Annotated in this window: 15 protein-coding genes and 1 pseudogene; 9 read left to right on the plus strand and 7 right to left on the minus strand. The window is 40.2% G+C overall.

What is annotated here, in order from left to right; translation table 11 throughout:
- The first annotated feature begins 4 nt into the window (after positions 1–4).
- The 9 genes and pseudogenes from OK025_RS00835 to OK025_RS00875 all read left to right on the plus strand — a co-directional run bounded on the left by OK025_RS00835 (position 5) and on the right by OK025_RS00875 (position 14337).
- Positions 5–1483 (plus strand): RagB/SusD family nutrient uptake outer membrane protein, encoded by a 1479-nt coding sequence (locus OK025_RS00835; protein WP_317667920.1) that lies wholly within the window; start codon positions 5–7, stop codon positions 1481–1483.
- Positions 1470–2873, plus strand: a complete 1404-nt coding sequence (locus OK025_RS00840) for an alpha-L-fucosidase (RefSeq protein ID WP_317667921.1) — start codon at positions 1470–1472, stop codon at positions 2871–2873. Before OK025_RS00835 ends, OK025_RS00840 begins: the two co-directional genes overlap by 14 nt.
- A complete protein-coding gene (locus tag OK025_RS00845; RefSeq protein WP_317667922.1) occupies positions 2860–4446 on the plus strand; it encodes a sulfatase in 1587 nt (528 codons plus the stop codon). Before OK025_RS00840 ends, OK025_RS00845 begins: the two co-directional genes overlap by 14 nt.
- Before the next feature lie 571 nt (positions 4447–5017).
- On the plus strand, positions 5018–5608 hold the full coding sequence (locus tag OK025_RS00850) for an RNA polymerase sigma factor (RefSeq protein WP_204990787.1): 591 nt from the start codon (positions 5018–5020) through the stop codon (positions 5606–5608).
- A gap of 83 nt (positions 5609–5691) precedes the next feature.
- Positions 5692–6708, plus strand: coding sequence for a FecR family protein (locus OK025_RS00855; protein ID WP_317667923.1), 1017 nt, complete (start codon positions 5692–5694; stop codon positions 6706–6708).
- Between the two features lie 24 nt (positions 6709–6732).
- Positions 6733–10083 (plus strand): TonB-dependent receptor, encoded by a 3351-nt coding sequence (locus OK025_RS00860; protein ID WP_317667924.1) that lies wholly within the window; start codon positions 6733–6735, stop codon positions 10081–10083.
- 11 nt (positions 10084–10094) lie between these two features.
- On the plus strand, positions 10095–11480 hold the full coding sequence (locus tag OK025_RS00865; RefSeq protein ID WP_317667925.1) for a RagB/SusD family nutrient uptake outer membrane protein: 1386 nt from the start codon (positions 10095–10097) through the stop codon (positions 11478–11480).
- A 28-nt stretch (positions 11481–11508) separates the two neighbouring features.
- Positions 11509–12981, plus strand: a complete 1473-nt coding sequence (locus tag OK025_RS00870; RefSeq protein ID WP_317667926.1) for a TlpA disulfide reductase family protein — start codon at positions 11509–11511, stop codon at positions 12979–12981.
- A gap of 328 nt (positions 12982–13309) precedes the next feature.
- Positions 13310–14337 (plus strand): annotated as a pseudogene (locus OK025_RS00875) (MBL fold metallo-hydrolase).
- A 2-nt stretch (positions 14338–14339) separates the two neighbouring features.
- Here OK025_RS00875 and OK025_RS00880 read toward each other — a convergent pair.
- From OK025_RS00880 to OK025_RS00910, 7 genes are all read right to left on the minus strand, one after another.
- Positions 14340–15155 (minus strand): AraC family transcriptional regulator, encoded by an 816-nt coding sequence (locus tag OK025_RS00880; protein ID WP_317667927.1) that lies wholly within the window; start codon positions 15153–15155, stop codon positions 14340–14342.
- Between the two features lie 179 nt (positions 15156–15334).
- Entirely contained in the window at positions 15335–16672 is a 1338-nt protein-coding gene (locus OK025_RS00885) for an alginate export family protein (protein ID WP_317667928.1), read from the minus strand.
- A 272-nt stretch (positions 16673–16944) separates the two neighbouring features.
- Positions 16945–17529: a Crp/Fnr family transcriptional regulator gene (locus OK025_RS00890; RefSeq protein WP_317667929.1), complete on the minus strand. Its 585-nt coding sequence runs from the start codon at positions 17527–17529 to the stop codon at positions 16945–16947.
- 61 nt (positions 17530–17590) lie between these two features.
- Complete coding sequence (locus OK025_RS00895; protein WP_317667930.1) at positions 17591–19201, minus strand: Na+/H+ antiporter; 1611 nt, start codon at positions 19199–19201, stop codon at positions 17591–17593.
- Between the two features lie 179 nt (positions 19202–19380).
- A complete protein-coding gene (locus OK025_RS00900) occupies positions 19381–20025 on the minus strand; it encodes a (4Fe-4S)-binding protein (protein ID WP_317667931.1) in 645 nt (214 codons plus the stop codon).
- A 234-nt stretch (positions 20026–20259) separates the two neighbouring features.
- On the minus strand, positions 20260–20901 hold the full coding sequence (locus tag OK025_RS00905) for a hydrolase (protein WP_317667932.1): 642 nt from the start codon (positions 20899–20901) through the stop codon (positions 20260–20262).
- A 349-nt stretch (positions 20902–21250) separates the two neighbouring features.
- Entirely contained in the window at positions 21251–21835 is a 585-nt protein-coding gene (locus OK025_RS00910) for a Crp/Fnr family transcriptional regulator (protein WP_317667933.1), read from the minus strand.
- Positions 21836–21837: the final 2 nt, after the last annotated feature.

Genomic DNA, 21837 nt, shown 5'->3' on the forward strand with positions numbered 1-21837 from the left:
TAACATGACAACATTAAAACTTAAATATCTCACCATACTATTGCTATCCCTATCGACGATAGGCTGCAATTCATTTTTGAAAGAAGAAGTATATACAGAATACGACCCCAACAAATTCTTGGCCGATGAGACCGGCATTGATGCACTACTTACAGGAGCTTACGCGCAATCCCGTATTATTGCTTATGATCATCGTAACTATACCTATATGATGAATGAGTTCAACACAGATATTGCCTTTGAAACTGGCGGTGGCCTTGAAAAAGATGCCGCTCCATTTATTCAGTTTAATTGGTCTGTCAATAATAGTTTTTTAAACTCATTCTGGGAGAAAATGTATAAAGCCATTGCCAGTGCAAACTCGGTTATCATTCTATCCAATCAGCTCAACGGCTTAGACCCGGCCAAACTCAACAAAATACAAGCCGAAGCCAAGTTTATCCGCTCGTCATCTTATTATTTCCTTTATAATTTATTCGGCCCTACCCCCTTGATTGACATCCCCGTCGGCGCCAGTCCCCAGGAGATCGAAGAAATTGGAAAAAATGCCAAAAGAGCCGACAGAGATGCCTTTGTCAACTATATCATCAGTGATCTTGAATTTGCCAAACAATATTTACCGCTTACAGAAAGTCCAATAGGCAGGGCAACAAAAGGTGCCGCTCTTGGGTATTTAATGAAGATTTATCTCAAAGAAAAAAATTGGAAAAAGCTGACCGATGTCACTCAGGAAATTATAGACCTTCATCAATATGAACTGTATAGTAATTATCCACGACTTTTTGCCATTGAAGGAGAAAGCAATAAAGAATACATCTTTAGGGCACCTTGTATCGCGCAGGCAGGCTACCAAAATAACTACATGGCACATGCTTTCCCGCCAAACTACCCTATTCTCACCAACTGGGTCAATTTTGGTGCACAATTCCGTACCTATAGTGCATTTTACAAAACCTTTGAATCGAACGATAAAAGACGTGAACTTCTCATACGAAACTATACCGATATCTCTGGTAGAAATGTGGAATTGCTCGAGGATAACAATGGTAAAGCCCTCAATGATGTACGAAGCTTCAAATACTGGCCAGATCCAAACGGTGTGGGCGAAAATATGGGTAACGATATTGTCTACATACGTTATGCCGATGTTCTTTTAAGTCGTGCTGAAGCACTTAATGAGCTAAATGGTCCTAATCAAGAGAGTATCGACCTCATCAATCAGGTTCGTCAACGTGCTAATACAACTTTACTCAAATTTGCAGACTATAATGACAAATTATTGTTGCGTGATTTTCTACTGGCGGAACGTGGGCGAGAGTTCTTTTCTGAAGGATTACGTCGCGAAGACTTGATTCGACATGGAAAATTTATCCAGTCAGCCAAAGAGCGAGGTTATGCAGCCAAAGAATACCAGGTCGTTTATCCTATCCCACTCCAACAAATTGATGCAAACCCAAATTTAACGCAAAATGAGGGTTACTAAACCATACCACGATTTATTGCTGTTCATTATCATGCTTGGGCTTTCCTGTCCAAGCATATATGCTCAAGTTGTCGCCCTCCCAAATAAACAGCAGCTCGCATGGCAGAGAGCCGAATTTGGTATCATCTTTCACTATGATCTGCATGTCTTTGACCGGAAGGCATATCAACAGCAATCCAATCGCATTGTTCCGGTTCCTGATATACACATTTTCCAGCCGCAACAACTGGATGTCGAGCAATGGGTGCTGAGTGCAAAACTAGCCGGGGCTAAATTCGCACTCATTACCGCGACTCATGAAACTGGATTTGCCCTTTATCCTTCGAAAGTCAATCCCTATAATACGAGTGCTTTAGGGTGGAAAAACGGGAAAGAAGATCTTGTTGGTGATTTTATAAAAGCCTGTATCAAACACGGGATAAAACCAGGTATTTATGTAGGGATTCGTTGGAACGCTTACCTCGGTATTCACGATTTTAAAGCAATCGGTACTGGACAGCAGCAAATAGAACGGCAAAAATACTATAATAAAATGGTCGAGGGAATGGTACAGGAGCTATGCACATGGTACGGTCCACTGTTTGAGATTTGGTTTGATGGTGGAGCCAGCAGCCCTGAAAAAGGTGCTCCAAATGTGCTCCAAATTGTAAAAAAATATCAACCTAATTGCCTTTTTTATCATAACGACGAACTGGCAGAAGCAAGATGGGGCGGTTCAGAGTCTGGAACAGTACATTATCCGTGCTGGTCGATGTTTCCTTTTCCTTATACCGGTGCAGGAGAGAGTTGTCCAAGGGCAATTTCCGCAAACGATTTCTTACTCTTAAAAACCGGTGATCCGGATGGAACCTATTTTATGCCTGCAATGGCTGATGCCCCGCTCCGCGGAGCAAACGGTCGACACGAATGGTTTTGGGAGCCAAATGACGAAAATTCGATATTTTCTCTTAACCACCTTGTGGATATGTATCAAAAGTCTGTCGGCAGAAATGCAACATTGATCTTAGGAGTTACACCCGACACCCTGGGGCTTGTACCACAAATAGATCGGCGGCGATTAGAAGAACTTGGAAGTGAGATCAAACGTCAATATGGTAGTCCGATAAAGGATCTAGACCCAAAACAAGAGCTTATTCGCTTTAAAAAAGCAAAAGCTGTTAGCCAGTTAATGATTGAAGAAAGCCTTGAGCAAGGACAACGTATACGTGCTTTCCACATCACTGCGAAAACAAAGCAGGGATGGCAAACACTATTTACGGGTTCATCCGTTGGTAACAAATGTATCATTCAATTGAAAGGCCCGATTCGCTGTACACAAATTAAATTAACAATAGATAAGGCCATTGGCCAACCTATTATTCATACTTTTAATGCTTATGATACTTTCTAAGAAAAATAGCAAATTTATCCTATTAGCGACCCTATTTACAAATTTAGGGTTATTGCAGCAGGCGCAGAGCCAAACCAAGGCACAACTTGGTCCCACAACAGAACGCCCCAATATTGTCGTGTTTTTTGTGGATGACCTCGGTTGGCAGGACATGTCCGAACCATTTTACAAGGTCAAAACACCGATCAACGAAAAGTTTCATACCCCCAATCTGGAAACATTGGCCAAAGAAGCCATTAAATTTACCAATGCGTATGCAACACCGGTGTGCACACCTTCCCGGGTGAGCTTTCTGACCGGTTTAAATGCTGCTCATCATCGTGTCACCAATTGGACCCATCCCAAAGCTGACACCCCGACCGATAGCAAAGATGAATTGTTGAATCCACCGGATTGGAATATCAACGGACTAAGTCCTGTGCCCAATGTACCACATACCATATATGCTACTCCATTTCCAAGCATCCTTAAGGCCAATGGTTACTATACCATTCATGTGGGCAAAGCACATTGGGGATCTGCCGGAACACCTGGCGCCAGCCCTTTAAATTTGGGTTTTATGGTCAATATTGCAGGACACTCCGCTGGGCACCCACAAAACTACTATGGCGAGCAGAATTACGGTAACCTTCCTGGTAAAGCCGGTTATCAGGCAGTTCCCGACCTTATGGAATACCATGGCACATCCACATTTCTAACGGAAGCCTTAACCCGAGAGGCGCTGAAGGCACTGGAGGAGCCTATACGCCGTAAGGAGCCTTTTTTCCTTAATTTTTCCAACTATGCGGTGCATGTCCCGATCCAACCCGATCCACGTTTTGTACAAAAATACCTCGACCGCGGCTTAGATTCCACTGAAGCAGCTTATGCGTCACTGGTCGAAGGTTATGACAAAAGTATGGGTGATATCGTTCAATTTCTTAAAGACAAAAACCTATACGATAACACCGTCATTATTTTCCTTAGCGACAATGGCGGACTAAGCCTCAGCCCTATGCGCACCGGACCAAGCCATACACAGAACCTGCCATTAAAAGCTGGGAAAGGGTCGGTTTACGAAGGTGGAATCCGGGTTCCTCTGTTGATCAAACAGGCCAAACAGCACCCTGCAAGTACAGATGCTACCCCTGTTATGGTCGAAGATCTCTTTCCAACGATTCTCAGTTTAGCCAAAATAGATCACTATCAGCTCGTACAGGAAAAACCAGATGGAAAGAATCTTTTGCCATTAATGGAAGGCAACAGGTCCGACAATTGGAACAGCCGGCCATTGGTGTGGAATATCCCCAACAAGTGGACAGTGCCAGACGGCCCTGGAATCAACTTTTTCTCGGCAATAAGACAAGGTGATTATAAGTTGCTTTACGACATGAAAAATGGGAAGCTTGAACTTTATAACCTGCAGCAAGATATCGGTGAACTCAACAACCTTGCCCCAAAAATGAAAGGAAAAACCAGCGAGCTCAGCAAATTACTTTCTGATCAACTCCGGACCTGGAAGGCTCAGTTGCCGACCTACAAAGCTACGGGACAGCAGATCCCCTATCCTGATCAAATTAAGCTGATGGATTAAGGGGCTGCTTGGATGACTTATACAACGAAGCCCCGAAAGTATATATCGGGGCTTCGCTGGTTTATCCTCCCCTCTGAGGATACGATTTAGCAAAATATGTTGCTATCCATGACAACTATCCTTTTTTCTCTTTTTTTGCAGATTCAATCAGTTCACGCATTTCTAACTTAATGTAATCAACATTAGGGGTCTTTTATTAATTTAAAATATTATTAAACTTTGACAATAAAAACCGAATTTTTTATTGCCCTGCACGCATAAAACAAGATAAATTTCAGTACCCATCCAAAAACAAATGTACTTTTGACTATTTATTCGAAAAATTAAAAGTGAATTCTATTTTAATTTTATTCAACCTAATTTTGAGTTAATTACGGCTCAAAAACCAATTTCTTATGAGTATAAGCCCAAATGATGATGTCAAATGTTTAATGAATTTCAAAAGATTAAACACAAAAAATAAAAAATACGTACAGATCTTGACCTTATTTAATAAAATCTGTAATATTGAAAAAAAGTTACATTCCTCAACCCTACCAATCCAAGGAATTCAACTTCACACTATCATATCATGAAAAACGATAAATATCCAGCTCATAATGATGCAAGCTTGTTAGCTCGGCTCCGAGAAGGCGATTTAGAGGCTTTCAATATTTTGTATGATAAATATTGGTCTTTACTTTTAGATGAATCTTACAAAAGGCTCGAAGATTTGGCTTCCTGTGAAGAGATTGTTCAGGATGTATTTATTGAACTTTGGGAACACTGTCCGAGTAGAGAAATTCACAACCTGAAATCCTACCTCATTGCATGCATGAAATACAAAGTCTTTGAAACCTATAAGAAAAACAAACGCAGAAATATCCTTATCGAAGAAAATCATCACCTTTATCGAAGTTATGAAATTCTGGAAGGAGATCAGTATGCCGAAAAGGATTTAAAATCTTTAATTGAACAATGGGTAGCCAATCTCCCACAAAAAAGAAAAGAAATCTTTAAAATGAGATACTTAGATGGACTTACCACAAAAGAAATTAGTGATTTGACAGAAACTTCCCAAAATACAGTTCAAAATCACCTCGGAGTATCAATTCAAAAATTAAAAAAACTTGTTATCCAACATTTTTTGACGCTACTATTAATTTTATACAACTGTAAATAAGCAAATTACAAATAAACACCAATTTAGACTAGTACATTTTTTCCTGTTAGGGGCACTATTTAAGTGAACATTGTACTAATCATATGCAATATCCTAACCAAGAGCTCGAAAAGCTAATTGACAAATACTTAAAAGGCGAAGCCAATTCGGAAGAAATAGACGTCGTGGAACGTTTTTTCGATTCATTTTCATCCCGACCGAATTTAAGCAAAACACTACCCGATCATGTACAGAAAGCACTCAAAGCACGCATTCATGGCAGAATTATAAAGAAACTGACTCGGAGGAATCAGAAAACATTCAATTTCCCTAGAATTGCAGCAGCTGCAGCTATCCTCTGTATCGCTTTTACATCTCTTTATCTTTACAAAATTGCGCAATCAAACAATCAAGAACTTACGCTAACAAACGGACAACAGCAGCGAATTGTTCTAGAAGACGGTACAAAAGTTACACTTAATGCTTCGAGCAAAATAATCTACCCCGCCTCATTCAAAGATTCCAGCACACGTGAAGTTACTTTGATCGGGGAAGCATTTTTCGATGTCGCCAAAAATCCATCCAAGCCCTTCCTTATTCATACACCAAGAATGGAGATTAGCGTTCTGGGAACCGCTTTCAATGTGCGCGATTATGCCGAAGAAAATAATGCCGAAACAGCTTTGGTACGTGGCAAAGTCTCCATTTGGAAAAAAGGAACTGACAATCAGAAATTTATATTAAAGCCCAAAGAAAAGTTTGTGATCAGAAAGGTATATGGAGTTGAAAAGGAATTCCCATCGACAACTACTAAAACCGCATCGGCTCCCATGGCAATAGCTATTCAGCCATTTTCCATCTCTGAAAAAGACGGATCCGCTTTAGAAACCGAATGGTTATTAAATCGGATTACCATTCAAGATGATAGATTACTGGATATCGCCTTAAAGCTAGAGCGCATGTATGGCGTGGAAATTAAAATTACAAACAAAGCAGTTGCCAACCAACGCTACTCAGCAACATTCGAAAACGAACAACTAGAAAATATCCTAAAAGCATTACAAACTGTCAATTACTTTCAAATTAAAAAAACGGGGAAAAATCAAATACAACTATTCTAAAAACAATCAACCTATATAACTCACATGAACAAAACAAAACCCAAATTTAGAAAAGAGTCGAGATTGGCTTTACTGCTCATTTGTCTTAGCGCCATGCATATACAGAGCTTCGCCTATTCTCAAACTGAAAAAATTGATGTCTCCGTCCAGGGAGGAAAACTCGAAGATGTATTTCAAACAATCAATGACAAGAGCAAATACAAAATGTTCTTTAGCAAATCGACTCTCCCAAACTCGACAATCAATATTGTTGGAAAGAAAATCAGTGTAAAAGATCTTCTTTCCCAGTCTCTGGCCGGGAGCAACCTAACATGGGAAGTATTGGACAATGATATTATCGCTATAAAAGAAAAAAAACAGAATCAGCAACACATTGCGGGCCAAGTAGTCAATGAAAATGGAACGCCTTTGGCAGGAGTATCTGTTATCATAAAGGACTGGCAAAAAGCAGAATATCGCAATATGCAAACGAGTACCGCAACGGATGTCAATGGACAATGGGGACTGCGTATTCCAAATGACGATGTCATTATTACTTTTTCTTTTATTGGTTATCAGAAGGTTGATATCACTGCGAAGCAGCTTATTGCCAATTCTACTCCTATTAAACTTAAACCGGAAGAAGGAAGCTTAGAAGAAGTGGTTGTTATTGGCTACGGTACGACAACACGTAGATTGAATACGGGATCAGTTGCTTCGATCACAGCGAAGGACATTACCTCTCAACCTGTAAGTAATCCCCTTGCCGCACTATCGGGAAGAATGTCCGGTGTATTGATCGCCCAAAACAATGGTGTGCCCGGAAGTGCCGTTCAGATTCAGATTAGGAATCAGGCGTCATTAAGTGGAACGACCTCAGGTTCAATACCGCTATACGTGGTTGATGGAGTTCCCTTTACCAATTTTAACGGTGGACAACCTGCAACGGATAACCTCAATTCATTTGGGATCTCAGCTTCCTCAGGCGGCTTAAGTCCCTTCAGCATGATTAATCCAGCGGATATTGAACGTATTGATGTCTTGAAAGATGCCGACGCTACAGCGATCTATGGTAGCCGGGGCGCAAATGGTGTCGTATTGATCACCACAAAAAAAGGATCTGCAGGTCGTACTCGCATTGGTGTCAACTTTAACACCGGATTTACCGAGGTCAACCACTTTATCCCTATGTTGAACCTAGAACAATATCTCACGCTAAGAAAAGAGGCTTTTGCTAATGCTGGAGTTACACCTACAGCCGATAACGCTCCAGATCTTATGTTATGGGATCAGAACAAATCGACAGATTGGCAGAAAATGCTGATTGGAAACAAAGGACATATTACCGACGTTCAAGCGAATATGTCTGGTGGAAACGAATCGACCCGCTTTTTCTTTAATTCGGGATATAGACGCGAGAGTACTGTTTTTTATGGGGACAGCAAAAACAGTCGCTTTACATCACGGTTAAACTTGGATCACACCTCTTCTGACAAAAAATTCAATGCCGCTCTATCAGTTAGCTATGCCAACGACAATTCGGATATGCCTTCCTCTGATGTCACATCACTCTACAATTTGCCCCCCAATTATCCGATCTATAGTGACAATGGAAAATACTATTGGTTACCGTCATCAGCTTTTATTGACAACCCAATCGCCTTGCTCGAACGGAAATACTTTGGTAATACCAATAATCTGATCTCAAATGCCAATCTGAGCTACAAAATTATACCTGGACTGACAGCAAAAGCAAATTTTGGCTATACAATCACACAGTTGAACCAAAATAATCAACGGCCAATTACTTCCTTAAACAATACCGTTTCCAACCCGCTTGGTTCTTCTAGTTTCTCTAATACAAAGGCCGAAAATTGGATTATTGAACCGACATTGGATTATGTAAAAAGTATCGGCGGAGGTAAATTTACGGCATTAATTGGAACAAGTTTTCAGCAAAATTCATCCCGTTCACAGACAACCAATGGTTCTAATTATTCAAACGATGCACTTTTAGGTTCGCTAAGTGCCGCAGGATTATTCACTGCCAGCAATAACCTCGTATATTACAAATACAATGCACTATTCGGAAAAGTAAATTACGACTGGAAAGAGAAATATTTGTTTAATGGAACTTTTAGAAGAGATGGCTCATCTCGTTTTGGACCTAAAAACCGATTTGGAAATTTTGGAGCAATAGGGCTAGGATGGGTCTTTGGAAAAGAGGATTTTATACAAGATAATCTAACGTTTTTGAGTTTTGGTAAATTGAGAGCGAGCTATGGAACTACAGGTAATGATCAAATTTCAAATTACCTTTATCTTCCACTCTACTCTTCAACAACCGCGTATCTAAATAATCCTTCCATGAATATTGGAACACTTCCAAATGAATATATCAAGTGGGAAACAACCAAAAAACTGGAGTTTGCTTTAGATCTAGGTTTCTTGAAAGATCGAATTTTGTTTACTGGAAACTTTTTCAGAAATCGTTCTTCTGATCAGATAACTGATTTAGTTTTAAGTACTCAAACGGGCTACAACAGTTACAAAGAAAACCTACCAGCATTGATCCAAAATACAGGCTTGGAACTGGAGTTGAATACCACCAATATTACAAATGAAAATTTTACATGGAAAACATCTGCTAATTTCACGTTTTATAAAAACAAACTTGTCGAATTTCCTGGAATTGAAAACACATTTTATTCAAGTAGCTTTCTAGTTGGTGAGCCGCTCAATATGGTCCGTTTATATCACTATCAAGGTGTAGACCCCGGAACAGGAAGAGCGTTATACGAAGATCGCAATGGCGATGGGGCTATAACGGGCGATGACCGATACGTTGCTAACTTAGGTACACCTTTCTATGGTGGATTTAACAATACTTTTTCCTACAAAGGCTTCGAGCTCGGCGTATTTTTTCAATTTAACCACCGCTTTGGAGTAACTAAAATCCTCAACACAAGACCGGGTGCTATGCTCAACCAAAATGATTACTGGTTGGACAGATGGACACCAAATAACAGTAATACAAATATCCCGGGAGCAATTATCCCGACAGTACCGGCATCTTCAGCTGATGGAGTTGCATTAAACAACTCTTATAATCAATATACCAGCTCTGATGCTGTCTATGGGGATGCTTCCTATATTAAATTGAGGTCTGTCAATTTATCTTACAACTTGCCCAAAAGCTGGACTTCGAGATTAAAAATGTCTAATTGTAATGTATTTATGCAAGGGCAAAATCTCTTTACTTGGGCCAAGAACAAATATGTCCTGGATACCGAAACGACCGTTCAAGGTGGCCCATCTGGTTTAGGAACGGGAACGATTGCCCAGGTATTGCCTCCATTGCGGACGATTGTATTTGGATTTAACTGTCAATTTTAACACGAGAGATCATGAAATTAAACATCAATAAAAATATACTATTATTAGCAATTACCAGTGGAACTCTTTTGACCAGCTCCTGCGAAAAATTTGTGGAATTGGGCGCTCCACCGACACAAGTTGTAGCTGGCGAAGCATTCTCCACAGATGCTTCTGCAAATAGTGTCATACGCGGATTGTATACCACAGCATTAAGCATCAATCTCGCTGGGACTTCAACCTTTTACACGGGAATCGCTGCAGACGACCTTCAATACAATGCGGCTGATGCAAATACCTCGGAATTCGCCAGCAATAACCTGCTGAGCACAAATGGGAATGTCGCTAATTTCTGGTCAAATTGTTACCAACTTGTCAAGAATGCAAACAATGCGATATCCGGTCTCGAAGCATCCACCAGCCTTACCCCAAGTGTAAAAGATCAGCTCCTGGGCGAAGCGAAATTTTTTAGGGCCTATACCTATTTCTATCTCGTCAACCTTTATGGTGATGTGCCATTGCAATTACGTGATGACCTCCACGCTTTTGAAGATGCAATTCTTCCACGAACTTCTGCACAGCAAGTATATGATCAGATTATTGCTGATCTAAAAGATGCGGAAAGTAAGATGGCGACGGCCTATGATGCAACAGCAAGCCCGAGAGGAAGAGCTAACAAAGCTGCTGCAAGTGCATTATTGGCAAGAGTTTATCTTTACCAAAAGGATTATCAAAATGCCGAATCTTATGCGACCAAAGTATTACAGTCATCTGATTATGGCATGCCGACGCCAGATAAAAATTTTGTAAACTCAAGTAATGAGGTTATCCTTCAACTTGGCAGTCAAACGGGAGTAACGACATTTGGCTCCAACTATATTACCGCGGCTACAGCTACACCCGGCTACACCCTACCGGACGCTGTGTATAATAGCTTTGAGACATCTCCGACGGTTGACTTAAGAAAAACAAATTGGACAAGTTCAAAGACGGTCTCCAACAAAATCTATTATGCCATAACCAAATATAAAGTATCCTCGGGAACAGGTTCCGAATACCATATTATGCTTCGCTTAGCCGAGCAGTATCTTATTCGCGCAGAAGCGAGGGCTAAACTGGGAAAACTTGCCGAAGCCCGAACAGATGTGGATGCTGTCCGTTCTCGCGCTGGACTTGCAGGACTTAATTCAAGCTTAAACCAAACACAATTACTATCTGCAATAGAAATGGAACGCCTGCACGAATTTTTCGGTGAGTTCGGCCATCGTTGGCTCGACCTCAAGCGGACCGATCGTGCTACCGCTGTATTGTCTCCAATCAAATCAAACTGGCAGGCCACGGATGTCTTGTATCCCATTCCACAAGCCCAGATTTTGATCAACAATAAACTGACACAGAATCCAGGATACCAAGATTAATGAATTTAAAAAATCATACAGACAAAAAATGAAAACAAAAATCTTAACGGCTGCGTTGGTGTTTTCGCTAACAGCATCTTTTGCACAACAACCAGCAAAAAACAAATACCAACAGTATCTCCCAATTATAGAAAAAGGTACGTTGGTACAAAAGGATTCGCTTGCTAATGTATTAATGAGCGAATTAAAGACTTATAAATCAGAAGAAGACTACCGTACTACAATCAACATTTTGCGTTCTTTAGGGAAAGAAGATCTGCAGGCATCTGCAGAAGTACTGGCTAAGAAAAAATATCCAAAAGGATCACTAACCCGTGATGCCTTTATCACAGATGTTTTTTACAATGCAAGTACGCCAGTACAAAAAGAAAAAGCTTATAACGACCTTATCAAAAAATGGCCAGTTAAAAACTTCAAGGAAGAACCACTGACTTATGATTATGTATTGGCTAATTTAGCACAAAGTTTTGCGAACGATGGGAATGCACAAAAAGCAGTATATTATCTAGAAGAAATGAAAGAACGATTCTGGCGCGGAAATGGATATATCCCTGTTGGTCAAATCCTCCTGAGAACAGGTGATACGACTACTGCAGCAACACTCTTAAAAACCGCTATGGATGATAGTTATTACTATTTAACCCTTCCAGAGGATCAAAAAGACAATAAGGCCCGGTTTGCGGCCATGGGGTATGCAAGCTCCATGTCAGCTTATGTCAATATACTCGTTTCACAGAAAAAATTTACCGAAGCACAAGGTTATATAGAAAATGCATTAAATGCAGCACCAGAGCAAGCGGATGGTCTAGCAATGGTATACTACAAATCTTTAATGGGCACAGGAAGAAAGCTTGAGGCATATAATATTCTCACCAAGTTATATGCTAAAGGACAATTTGCGGTCGAAAATGATCTTAAAAAATTATATACTGAATTGAACGGATCTGTTCAAGGCTACGAGAATTTTAATGCATCCTTAAAAATAGAGTTAACGCAAAACATTCGCAACCATATCAAAGAAATGGCAACTTTTAAACCTGCACCTAATTTTGAATTACTCAATCTTAAAGGTGAAAAAGTATCCCTAGCCAGTTTAAAGGGAAAAGTTGTGGTATTGGATTTTTGGGCAACTTGGTGTCAGCCATGTATCCGTTCATTCCCAGGAATGAAGGCAGCACAGGACTCTTATGCAGATGATAAGGATGTACAATTCTTATTCATGAATACCTGGGAGCGCGATAAGAACTATAAAGAAAATGTGATATCCTTTATCACCAAGAATAACTATCCTTTTGAAGTTCTCTATGACGATCAAAAAGATCCACAAACCGGAGAAGTTATGGCCGCGAAATTCGGAGTCAAAGGAATTCCAGCAAAATTTATTATTGATAAGGAAGGGAATATACGCTATTTTCTTACAGGATCTACTCCAAATGTAGATTATATTAAATTAGAAATGAAAGAGCTCATCGAAGCTGCTAAAAAACCTTATAAAGGCTAAAAAGAAGGGGGCTGTTCAATCTTTTGAACGCCCCCTTCTTTTTATAATCCAACCAACTGTAATCCAGCCAGCTCCTGAGCGTAAAAGAAGAATTTTTTGTGGGCTTTAAGGCTTTCTTAATATTGTGGATCGGAGAATCTGCCGAAATGAGCCATACAGCACATAAATTTGAGCTATCAGCAAAAATAGATCTGTCTCAGCAGTCTTATCTTTGTTGTTATACAATATGCAGATGACAACAAGAAACAACAGCAATAAGTGGCTTCGGTTTTTGAAAAGAACAATCTTAGGACTGACTGTTCTCATCGCTCTTATCGGACTATATATGATGCATCCACAATTCGGCAAAAGACCCTCGGGTGAAAGACTTCAACGCATACAGCTATCGAAACAGTTTAAAAACGGAAAATTCCAGAATAGCAGCCCCACACCACAGCTCACGCAGCCCTGGACGGTCGCCCTATACGATTACTTTTTTAAACGCTCGAATGAAACAAGTCCCAAACACACTATTCCAACAGTGGATATCGACTGGGAAAAGTTGTTACGTCAGCCTCATGGGCTTGTTTGGTTTGGTCACTCCTCTTATTTCCTTCGTCTCGATGGTAAGAACATACTCGTCGATCCTGTCCTTAGCGGCAGTGCTTCCCCTATTCCAGGAAGTGTAAAAGCGTTTAAGGGAGCCGATGTCTCTACCGTATCTGCCCTACCGCCGATTGACTATCTATTCATATCACATGACCATTATGATCACATGGATTACAAGACGTTAAAGGCACTACAACCCGGGTTGGAAAAGTCATTGTTGGTCTTGGTGTTGGCTCCCATCTTGAATATTGGGGATATCGTCCTGAACAGATCATCGAAAAAGATTGGTGGGACGAAATAAATTTGGGTGATGGTTTCAGTGTAACAGTTGCACCCGCCAGACATTTTTCAGGCCGCAGTATATTTACTGCCAATACATTATGGGCATCCTATGCGCTCCAGACACCTTCCATGCGGCTCTATTTAGGCGGGGATAGCGGCTACGATAACCACTTCAAAGAGATAGGTAATCAATTGGGTCCTTTTGATCTGGCTATATTGGAAAATGGCCAATACGACCTTAGCTGGAAACATATACACATGATGCCGGAAGAGGTTGTCCAAGCGGCACATGATCTCAAAGCTTCCTTACTGTTTCCGGTTCATTCGTCCAAGTTTGTATTGGCCAATCATGCCTGGAATGAACCTTTAGAACGTATTTCCAAGGAAGCAATACGACAACAACAGCCCTTGCTTACCCCCATGATCGGCCAGGTCATCGACCTCGATCAGCCACCTTTAACACCTAGTTATTGGTGGCGGAAATAGTTTTAAGCAACGGAATTGATAGTCGCTGGTGTTATGCCAAACTTCTCCTTGAAAGAAGCATAAAAATGAGAAAGGTTTTCAAAACCCAGATCAAGATAAAAATCAGCAGGTTTTTGCCGCTTATTTTCAATTAGATAATAAGCCTCAGAAAGACGTCTTTCTTGCAGCCATTTTCGGGGCGATGTCTGAAATATTTTCTCAAAATCACGTTTAAAGCTTGCTAAACTCCGCCCTGTTAGTTTCGCAAAGTTTTCTAAAGGTACATTGTACCGATAGTTTTTAACCATAAACTGCTCGAGATCAATTTTATGCGGCTCTGAAAAGTCAAAAAGCAGGTCTTTTAACTGTGGATAGCTTTCCAACAACAAGGTGATCAACTCGTAGATCTTTATATTTTCCATCTGTGGGCTTACTCGGTCGATGGCTTCCGCATAGGGGGTCAGCGACTCAAAATAACTTTTTATAAACAGGTTACTTTCCAGTACAACATTGGACTCACCCTGATACTTTTTGTCTGAATTAAGGTGATGGTCCATCGCATATTGCTTCAGCCGATCAGCCCCCAGTAATACTGAAACAGATTTATAAACATTATTTTCTGCGGGATATTTAAAAGCTTTCGCCAGTTGGTTTCTACGGGCAACTACAATCTGACCTTCTGCCGCCACCAATTTTCCTTTCTGATGGTCCAGATGTGTTTCACCAGATAGCTGAAAAAAAACAACATGTTCGGGAATGAACTGTTCGTGCCCAAATGCTTTCTCGACATAACAGGAATATAAAAAAGCTTTTCCAAAATCTTTTTCCTCGATGCTCATTGCTATCTTTTACCAATTTATATGACAATATTTACCAATTTCTCAGAATCAATAAACAGAATCTAAAGATAACAAATATCCATTATCTTCCCGAACATTTATTTGGTATACAGCTCAAATGTGATACATTCAAAAGCTCAAATTTGCAGCAACAACAACAACAACAACAACAATCAACCTTATAGATCAATTTTCAATGTAAGCGCATTGTAGAAGGTGCTTGCACTTTCGCCTGTTTGTTTTATAAACTGTCCGGCCGCAAAAAAATAGGTCTCGGAAGAAAGCAGTAGATTAGGTGCAAATCGATATTCTAACTTTACTCCAGGCTGCCAGCCGATGTAGCGTGCATTTGTCTGGTCGCCGCGTCGCAGTAGCGCTCGCGACGAAGAATACAATCCGTCATCGAGCTGCGCCCGCCAATAAAAATCGGCCTCCAAGATCGTTTTAAACTTATCTCTGAAGACGAATTCGACCGAAGGATGAACATCGAACATATTCATGGCCGCAATTTGGTTGATCAAACCAAAATATGCAGGATTGTTAAACATCGGATTAAAAGTACCCAAATGGTTATCATCAACTTTACTATCGCCCGAAATATAATCCAACTTGATCCCATAGTCCATTGCAGTTTCTTGCAATTTCTTAATATAATGCCAATCCCCTTCGATTGAAAATGCTCGAATACGTTTATCTGCAAGACTACCAAACTGATAGTTTACCTCGGAATTATACCGAAAACGATTGGCAATTAACCCCGAACGACGAAAGCCAATGGTATTCCTTGTTTCATGGCCGCCGCCTGCATTGTATTTATTGTCGGCTTTATAACCGAAATAATAAAAATCTGTAGATCCCCCAACAAGTTCACTTGATTTTAATACATTATAAACTCCCCAGGTATACGCTCCATGTGCGGAAGAGTTGTCAAATATTCCTGTAGGCACTCTTACTTCACGGCCGTACCAGGCTTGACTCGAAAATTTCTTTTCCTCATACATAATGCGCTCCATATCAAAGCTCCGACGTATATTGAGTCCTTCGCGGGTTGCCATTAACCTGCCTGTCCCCAAGAAGACTTCCTGTCGCCCAGTTCGAATGGTCAGTAAAGCTCTAGGAGTGACGTTGAATGTCAAATCGACAAAGGCCTGATTCAAGTCCAATTTATCACTTTGTGTGTAGACGGGTTCCTTTCTTGAGATCAAGCCATGCTGCAACTGCCCATAAAAACGGAGGTGTTTTTTTAAGTGTACGTCTGCATAAAATTGAATTCGCTGGGAGTAATAGTTTTCATTTGCTTCAGCGGATCTACTCCAATTGGCATGGCGGGTTGTTTCCATCCGCGGTCGAAATTGCCCTCCAAAACTTAAGTAACTATCTCTTTTCTCATTCAGCGGAATATTTTTTATCCGTTCCAGCAGCCAATCTCCCAGTGTGTCTTTTGGGACAGGCCCCATATCCGCTGAGAAAATTTCAGATCTTTCAAAATAAGACCGATTTTCGGCATTAAGTTTCATATAGAATAAACTTAATAGCACACATATACCTAAACTTTTTCGCATTTCTTGTTGCACTTACATAGTAGATTTCCACTTCCTCAAAGGAAGCCCCAATAGGTCAATTATCTTGTTTCCACTCGATTTTTTTGACGATTATAAAAGTAGGTCAATACATGCCGATCCTCCAATAACAAATATTAAGTATTTGTCTTAATGAAGTTTAAGGAAAAGCAATAAAAAAGGGTAGCTACCTATACGGCAGACTACCCTTCTCTATTTATTTTTTACCTCTATTTCTTTTTTTGCATTTGAAACATCATCTTGCTAAAGAATTCAGGTGTGACACCAATGAATGAAGCGATATACTTCTGCGGTAGCTGCATTACCAGAGAGGGATAGAGCTTACAGAAACTTTCGTAACGCTCTCGCGCCGTGAATCCCATACTATTGACATACAATTGCTGGTAGGCCGCAAGTGAATTTTCGGCGAGAATACGAAAAAAGCGTTCAAATTTGGGATGAACATCATATAGCTGATCTAAATCGACCTTTGAAATTTGACACACCTCGCTATCTTCGATTGCTTCTATGTTTAATTCGCCAGGATTTTGACGCATAAAACTCTTCACATCCGCTATCCACCAGCCCGGAGGGGCAAACTGGAGATTGTGTTCGAAGCCTTTACTGTCTCGTAAAAAAATACGAAGAATACCAGACGTTACAAAATTGATATATTTATTGATTTCCGTTTCCTCAACGAGTAGCTGTCTTTTTCGGACTTTTTTATAGTGCAACATAGAAAGGAAACGTTGTTCTTCTTCTGTTGTAAGGTCGATGTATTTTGAAATATTGTCTAATAAAAGTTTTGTATCCATTTTAAATTGTTCCTATCAAAATAAAAAGCACATATACGTTGTACGTTAATACACAAAAATGTTAAAAATGTTTGTAACCAGCTATTTTTAACTCTTTCAGATCTAAAGAAGATTCTGCTTTCCGAATTTCTTCTTCACTGTACAGCTTTTGCTTTCTCATATTAACAAGTGCTTTTCGTTGTAATTTGAAAATATCCGCCAAAATACCGTGATATTCATTAAGTTCCTTTTGTTTTTGATCGTGCAATTCTGTGGCTGTCAAATGCAACTGTTCTATGGCCAGGTTATCGTTCAGTCTTTGATTCAAGTTTCTCAAGAAACTGTTCTGTTCAATCTGCAATGCATCGTTGCGTTCCAGCTCATCCTTGGCGACCTGATCCAAGATTTTCTGTATCCCCATTTGTTGTTCATGTGACGACGATACAGGATCTATTTCGTCTATTTTTATCCATTTGATAAGTAAGGGTAGAGTTAATCCCTGAAATACCAGTGTAATAAAGATGACAATAAAGGTGATAAATATGATTAAATTCCTAAAAGGAAATGCCATTTGCGCATAGACTACTGTAGGAATTGATAGAGCCGTCGCCAAGGAGACCACACCACGCATGCCAGCCCATCCGATAATAAGCGGATTTTTCCAACCCGGACTTACATCTTTTCTAGCCGCTGAGCTTACCCAACGGGGCACGTGAGCCAAAGGATATACCCACAAAATTCGGACTACAATAACAATCAGACTGATGATGAGCCCGTACTGAATACCCTGCACGATAGAGGTTTCGCCTAGTCCGCGAATGACTTCGGGTAACTCAAGGCCAATCATGATAAACAACAGGGCATTCATCGTGAATATAAGTGTTTCCCAGACACCTACCATATTCACGCGTGTCATACCTGTTTTAAAAATTTCATGGGAGCGGAAAGACATAAACAGGCCTCCACTCACCACAGCCATAACCCCAGAAAAATGGAAATGTTCCGCTGTCAGATACAATACATACGGTGTTATGATGGTGAAGGTAGCATCAATTGCTGGTGTTGTGGGCAGAAAACGATGGATCACGTAAAATAAGTGAGCCAGCAGGATTCCGACTACAATTCCCATTCCGGCCACAACAAAGAATTGTCCCACTGCTGCCTGAATAGAAAATGTTCCCGTAAAAATCGTTAGCAGTGCAAAGCGAAATACGATAAGTGAGGAGGCATCGTTCACGAGACTCTCTCCTTCCAAAATTGTACCGGTCCGTCTCGGAACTTTCATCCCCTTCAGCACGGTCGTTGCAGCTATCGCGTCGGGTGGAGAAATGATGCCCCCCAGTAAAAAGCCCAAGGCCAACGTAAATCCAGGAATCAAAACCGTTGAAGCATAGGCGACCACCGAAGAAGTAACCAGCACCAAGCCCAGTGCTAAAAATGCTATTGGGCGTTTCCATTTCCAAAAGTCGTTCCAGGAAGTATACCAGGCGGCCTCATAAAGAATAGGAGGAAGAAAGAACAGGAAAATGACCTCAGGATCCAGCTTAACTTCCGGAACCCCAGGAATAAAACTTATCCCTAAACCCGCTATCACGAGAAAAATTGGATATGCAATCCGTATACGTTGGGCTACCATGACCAATAACATCACGATCATCAGTAAACCTAATATTAAAAGTAAATCTTTTTGCATTAGTTTCTTTGGTTACTTTTATATAGTATATGAACTCAAAGTTACCATCTCGACCAAGTACACACAAATAACCTTTATTAAGTTTGAAACTTAATAAAGGTTAAGCTTGAAACCTTTGAGATAGCCCGAGTCTTGTTTTTCTTCAGGCCTAACTGGAAAGAAAATTTATTCTCAATTTACTATGAGTTCGTGTATTCAATAGAAAGCGCCCCAGTAGGACAGCGCTTTACTTGTTCAATCAACGCCGCTGTGTCTGCACCATTCACATTAATCCATGGACGTTCCTTTAAATTAAACACAGCTGGTAACTGTGTCACGCAGCGGGCTGAATGTTTACACAACTCGGGCTTCCATACGACCGTCAGATTTTCATTGCTATAATGCATTTTCTTTTCAACGTCTTCGTCATGATATAAGAAGGTTCTAATTTTTGTATCGCCTTCCAAAAGTTTTGAAATGGGGCAATGCTGTGCAATTTCCAACAAACGGTCCTTTTGTTCGGAAGACAATACACTTTCCGGAAAGGAGATATCCCGATCGATCACATAAGTTGTCTTTCCGCCTGAGGTAGTCTGAAATAAATTGGATTTGACAACAATTTTCGCTACATCCCAGCCTTTATTATCAATGTACATCCGTAGCGTGATAATTGTACAGGATGTAAGTGAACTCAATAATAGCGTAAACGGGTCTGGTCCTAAATCACGACCACCATTTTTTACTGGCTCATCAACGATAAAGCGGCCGTTACGCCATTTCATTTCGCATTGATACTTTGTCGTCCCGCCAGTTCCAATAATTGGTTCTTCAAATTTATAGCGCATTGAATAGCTTATTTTAATAATAAAATATGTTTATTTATTTTTTGAGGTTCAAGTTTTACTAAGGTGAAGAATAAACTTACTGTTGCCCCAATTTGCTTTATTACCATAAAAGATAGGCTTATAGGGGTAATCCCAAAAAAAATGCGACAGCGGACCTATATAAAAGCCCACTGTCACAAAAAATGTTAAAACAGAAAATGAGTATTCAAAATCAACATTTCTGTCTATCCCATCTTACTTGTGCAGGTGGGAATAGAAAGAAAGACCTGCTGTACCACCAGTTTCAATAAATAGGTTCATGAATCCTGCTGCAGTTTCAGACCGGTTCCAGTCACGTTGCATTTCACAGAACAACATAGGTGTGGTTACCGGAATAGCACCTGCCTGTTCGATACGACGTAAACCTGCATCATGGGCAACTTTTGTTACACCACCTACAGCGTCTACCACAGGATAAACTTCAAAACCTTCTTTTAGCGCATCAAGTGCCGGGAATGCAAGACATACTTCAGTCCAGAGTGCTGCCATAATTAACTTCTTACGACCAGTTGCCTTTACAGCTGCAACAAATTCTTTATCTTCCCAAGCGTTGATGGAAGTACGGTCGATTGAGGTTACACCATCCAAAACTTCTCGTAATTGACCGATGGTATCTTCGTTTAAGCCAGTAGATACATTCACTGTCGTTAACACAATTGGCAAATTATATAACTTCGCCATTTTAGCAGTACCAACAATGTTGTTCACCAACAATTGTCTGTCCATCGAATTAATCGAATTCACTTGAACTGGTTGAAAATCGATAATAACCAATGCTGAATTTTCAGGGGTTAAAAGATGATCATTTTTTTGATCACGAATTGGAAAACTTGCCATTTCTCTTACTTTTTAATTAATTACTATATAAAAAAAAACATTCTGTGATCATCCAAAGTCATAGAAACAAACACTAGCTCCTGGTAATACTTAAGAGCTCGATCAACAGCTGGCAAACAAATACTTACCAACACATCCCGCTTAATCTCAAGCATCAATCTATAGGTTTAGCCAGTGTCTGTTCAAATCATTTCCAGATGACTTTACAAAGCTACTATGTGTGCTGCTCCCCCTCCAATAACATTTATTAAGATGTTTTCTTAACTTTTATTAAGTTATTTTAACCCAGATAAGCAGCTCGAAATAAAAATAGGATGATAAAAATGATGAACTAAAAAGTAGGATATAGTTATTTTTTCGTGGCAAGTCTTTTACGAATAATGCTCACAAATTCAGGTGATACCCCCAAATAAGAAGCAATATAATATTGTGGTATCCGTTGGGAGATGGTCGGATACAAAGCGATAAATTCCAGGTAGCGATCTGCAGCGGGTTTTGCCATCGTGTGGATGAGTCTATTCTGCAGAACGGTTAGTCTACGTTGCACGAGCATCCGAAATACGCGTTCAAATTTGGGAACATCGAGCAAAAGTGTTTCTTTAGTTTCCGGAGTTAACACCAGTAGTTCACTATCTTCCAGCGTTTCCATATATAAACTTGATGGCGTATGGTAATGAAACGATGCAATATCACTAATCCACCAATCCTCGACAGCAAAGGCAAGGGTCACTTCAAAACCATTCTCATCAAGATAGTAAATCCTGACACAGCCTTTTTGGAGATATCCCTCAAATTGGCAAACCTCCCCTTCTTGCAACAGTAGTGTTTTCTTGGGCACCTTGCGTACCGTTAACAATCCCGTAAAAATTTGGATTTCCTCTTCCGTCAAGGTAATACACTTTGACACATTCTTAAGAATATTTTCGTATAGCATAA

This window comes from Sphingobacterium sp. UGAL515B_05 (assembly GCF_033097525.1).
Classification (GTDB): Bacteria; Bacteroidota; Bacteroidia; order Sphingobacteriales; family Sphingobacteriaceae; genus Sphingobacterium.

What these genes read in the sequence shown, in the direction of transcription:
- OK025_RS00860 (WP_317667924.1), top strand. Translation starts at nt 6,733, where the DNA reads ATGAACAAAACAAAACCCAAATTTAGAAAAGAGTCGAGATTGGCTTTA.
- OK025_RS00885 (WP_317667928.1), bottom strand. Translation starts at nt 16,672, where the DNA reads ATGAAACTTAATGCCGAAAATCGGTCTTATTTTGAAAGATCTGAAATT.
- OK025_RS00865 (WP_317667925.1), top strand. Translation starts at nt 10,095, where the DNA reads ATGAAATTAAACATCAATAAAAATATACTATTATTAGCAATTACCAGT.
- OK025_RS00910 (WP_317667933.1), bottom strand. Translation starts at nt 21,835, where the DNA reads ATGCTATACGAAAATATTCTTAAGAATGTGTCAAAGTGTATTACCTTG.
- OK025_RS00835 (WP_317667920.1), top strand. Translation starts at nt 5, where the DNA reads ATGACAACATTAAAACTTAAATATCTCACCATACTATTGCTATCCCTA.
- OK025_RS00845 (WP_317667922.1), top strand. Translation starts at nt 2,860, where the DNA reads ATGATACTTTCTAAGAAAAATAGCAAATTTATCCTATTAGCGACCCTA.
- OK025_RS00890 (WP_317667929.1), bottom strand. Translation starts at nt 17,529, where the DNA reads ATGGATACAAAACTTTTATTAGACAATATTTCAAAATACATCGACCTT.
- OK025_RS00895 (WP_317667930.1), bottom strand. Translation starts at nt 19,201, where the DNA reads ATGCAAAAAGATTTACTTTTAATATTAGGTTTACTGATGATCGTGATG.
- OK025_RS00905 (WP_317667932.1), bottom strand. Translation starts at nt 20,901, where the DNA reads ATGGCAAGTTTTCCAATTCGTGATCAAAAAAATGATCATCTTTTAACC.
- OK025_RS00870 (WP_317667926.1), top strand. Translation starts at nt 11,509, where the DNA reads ATGAAAACAAAAATCTTAACGGCTGCGTTGGTGTTTTCGCTAACAGCA.
- OK025_RS00850 (WP_204990787.1), top strand. Translation starts at nt 5,018, where the DNA reads ATGAAAAACGATAAATATCCAGCTCATAATGATGCAAGCTTGTTAGCT.
- OK025_RS00900 (WP_317667931.1), bottom strand. Translation starts at nt 20,025, where the DNA reads ATGCGCTATAAATTTGAAGAACCAATTATTGGAACTGGCGGGACGACA.
- OK025_RS00840 (WP_317667921.1), top strand. Translation starts at nt 1,470, where the DNA reads ATGAGGGTTACTAAACCATACCACGATTTATTGCTGTTCATTATCATG.
- OK025_RS00855 (WP_317667923.1), top strand. Translation starts at nt 5,692, where the DNA reads ATGCAATATCCTAACCAAGAGCTCGAAAAGCTAATTGACAAATACTTA.
- OK025_RS00880 (WP_317667927.1), bottom strand. Translation starts at nt 15,155, where the DNA reads ATGAGCATCGAGGAAAAAGATTTTGGAAAAGCTTTTTTATATTCCTGT.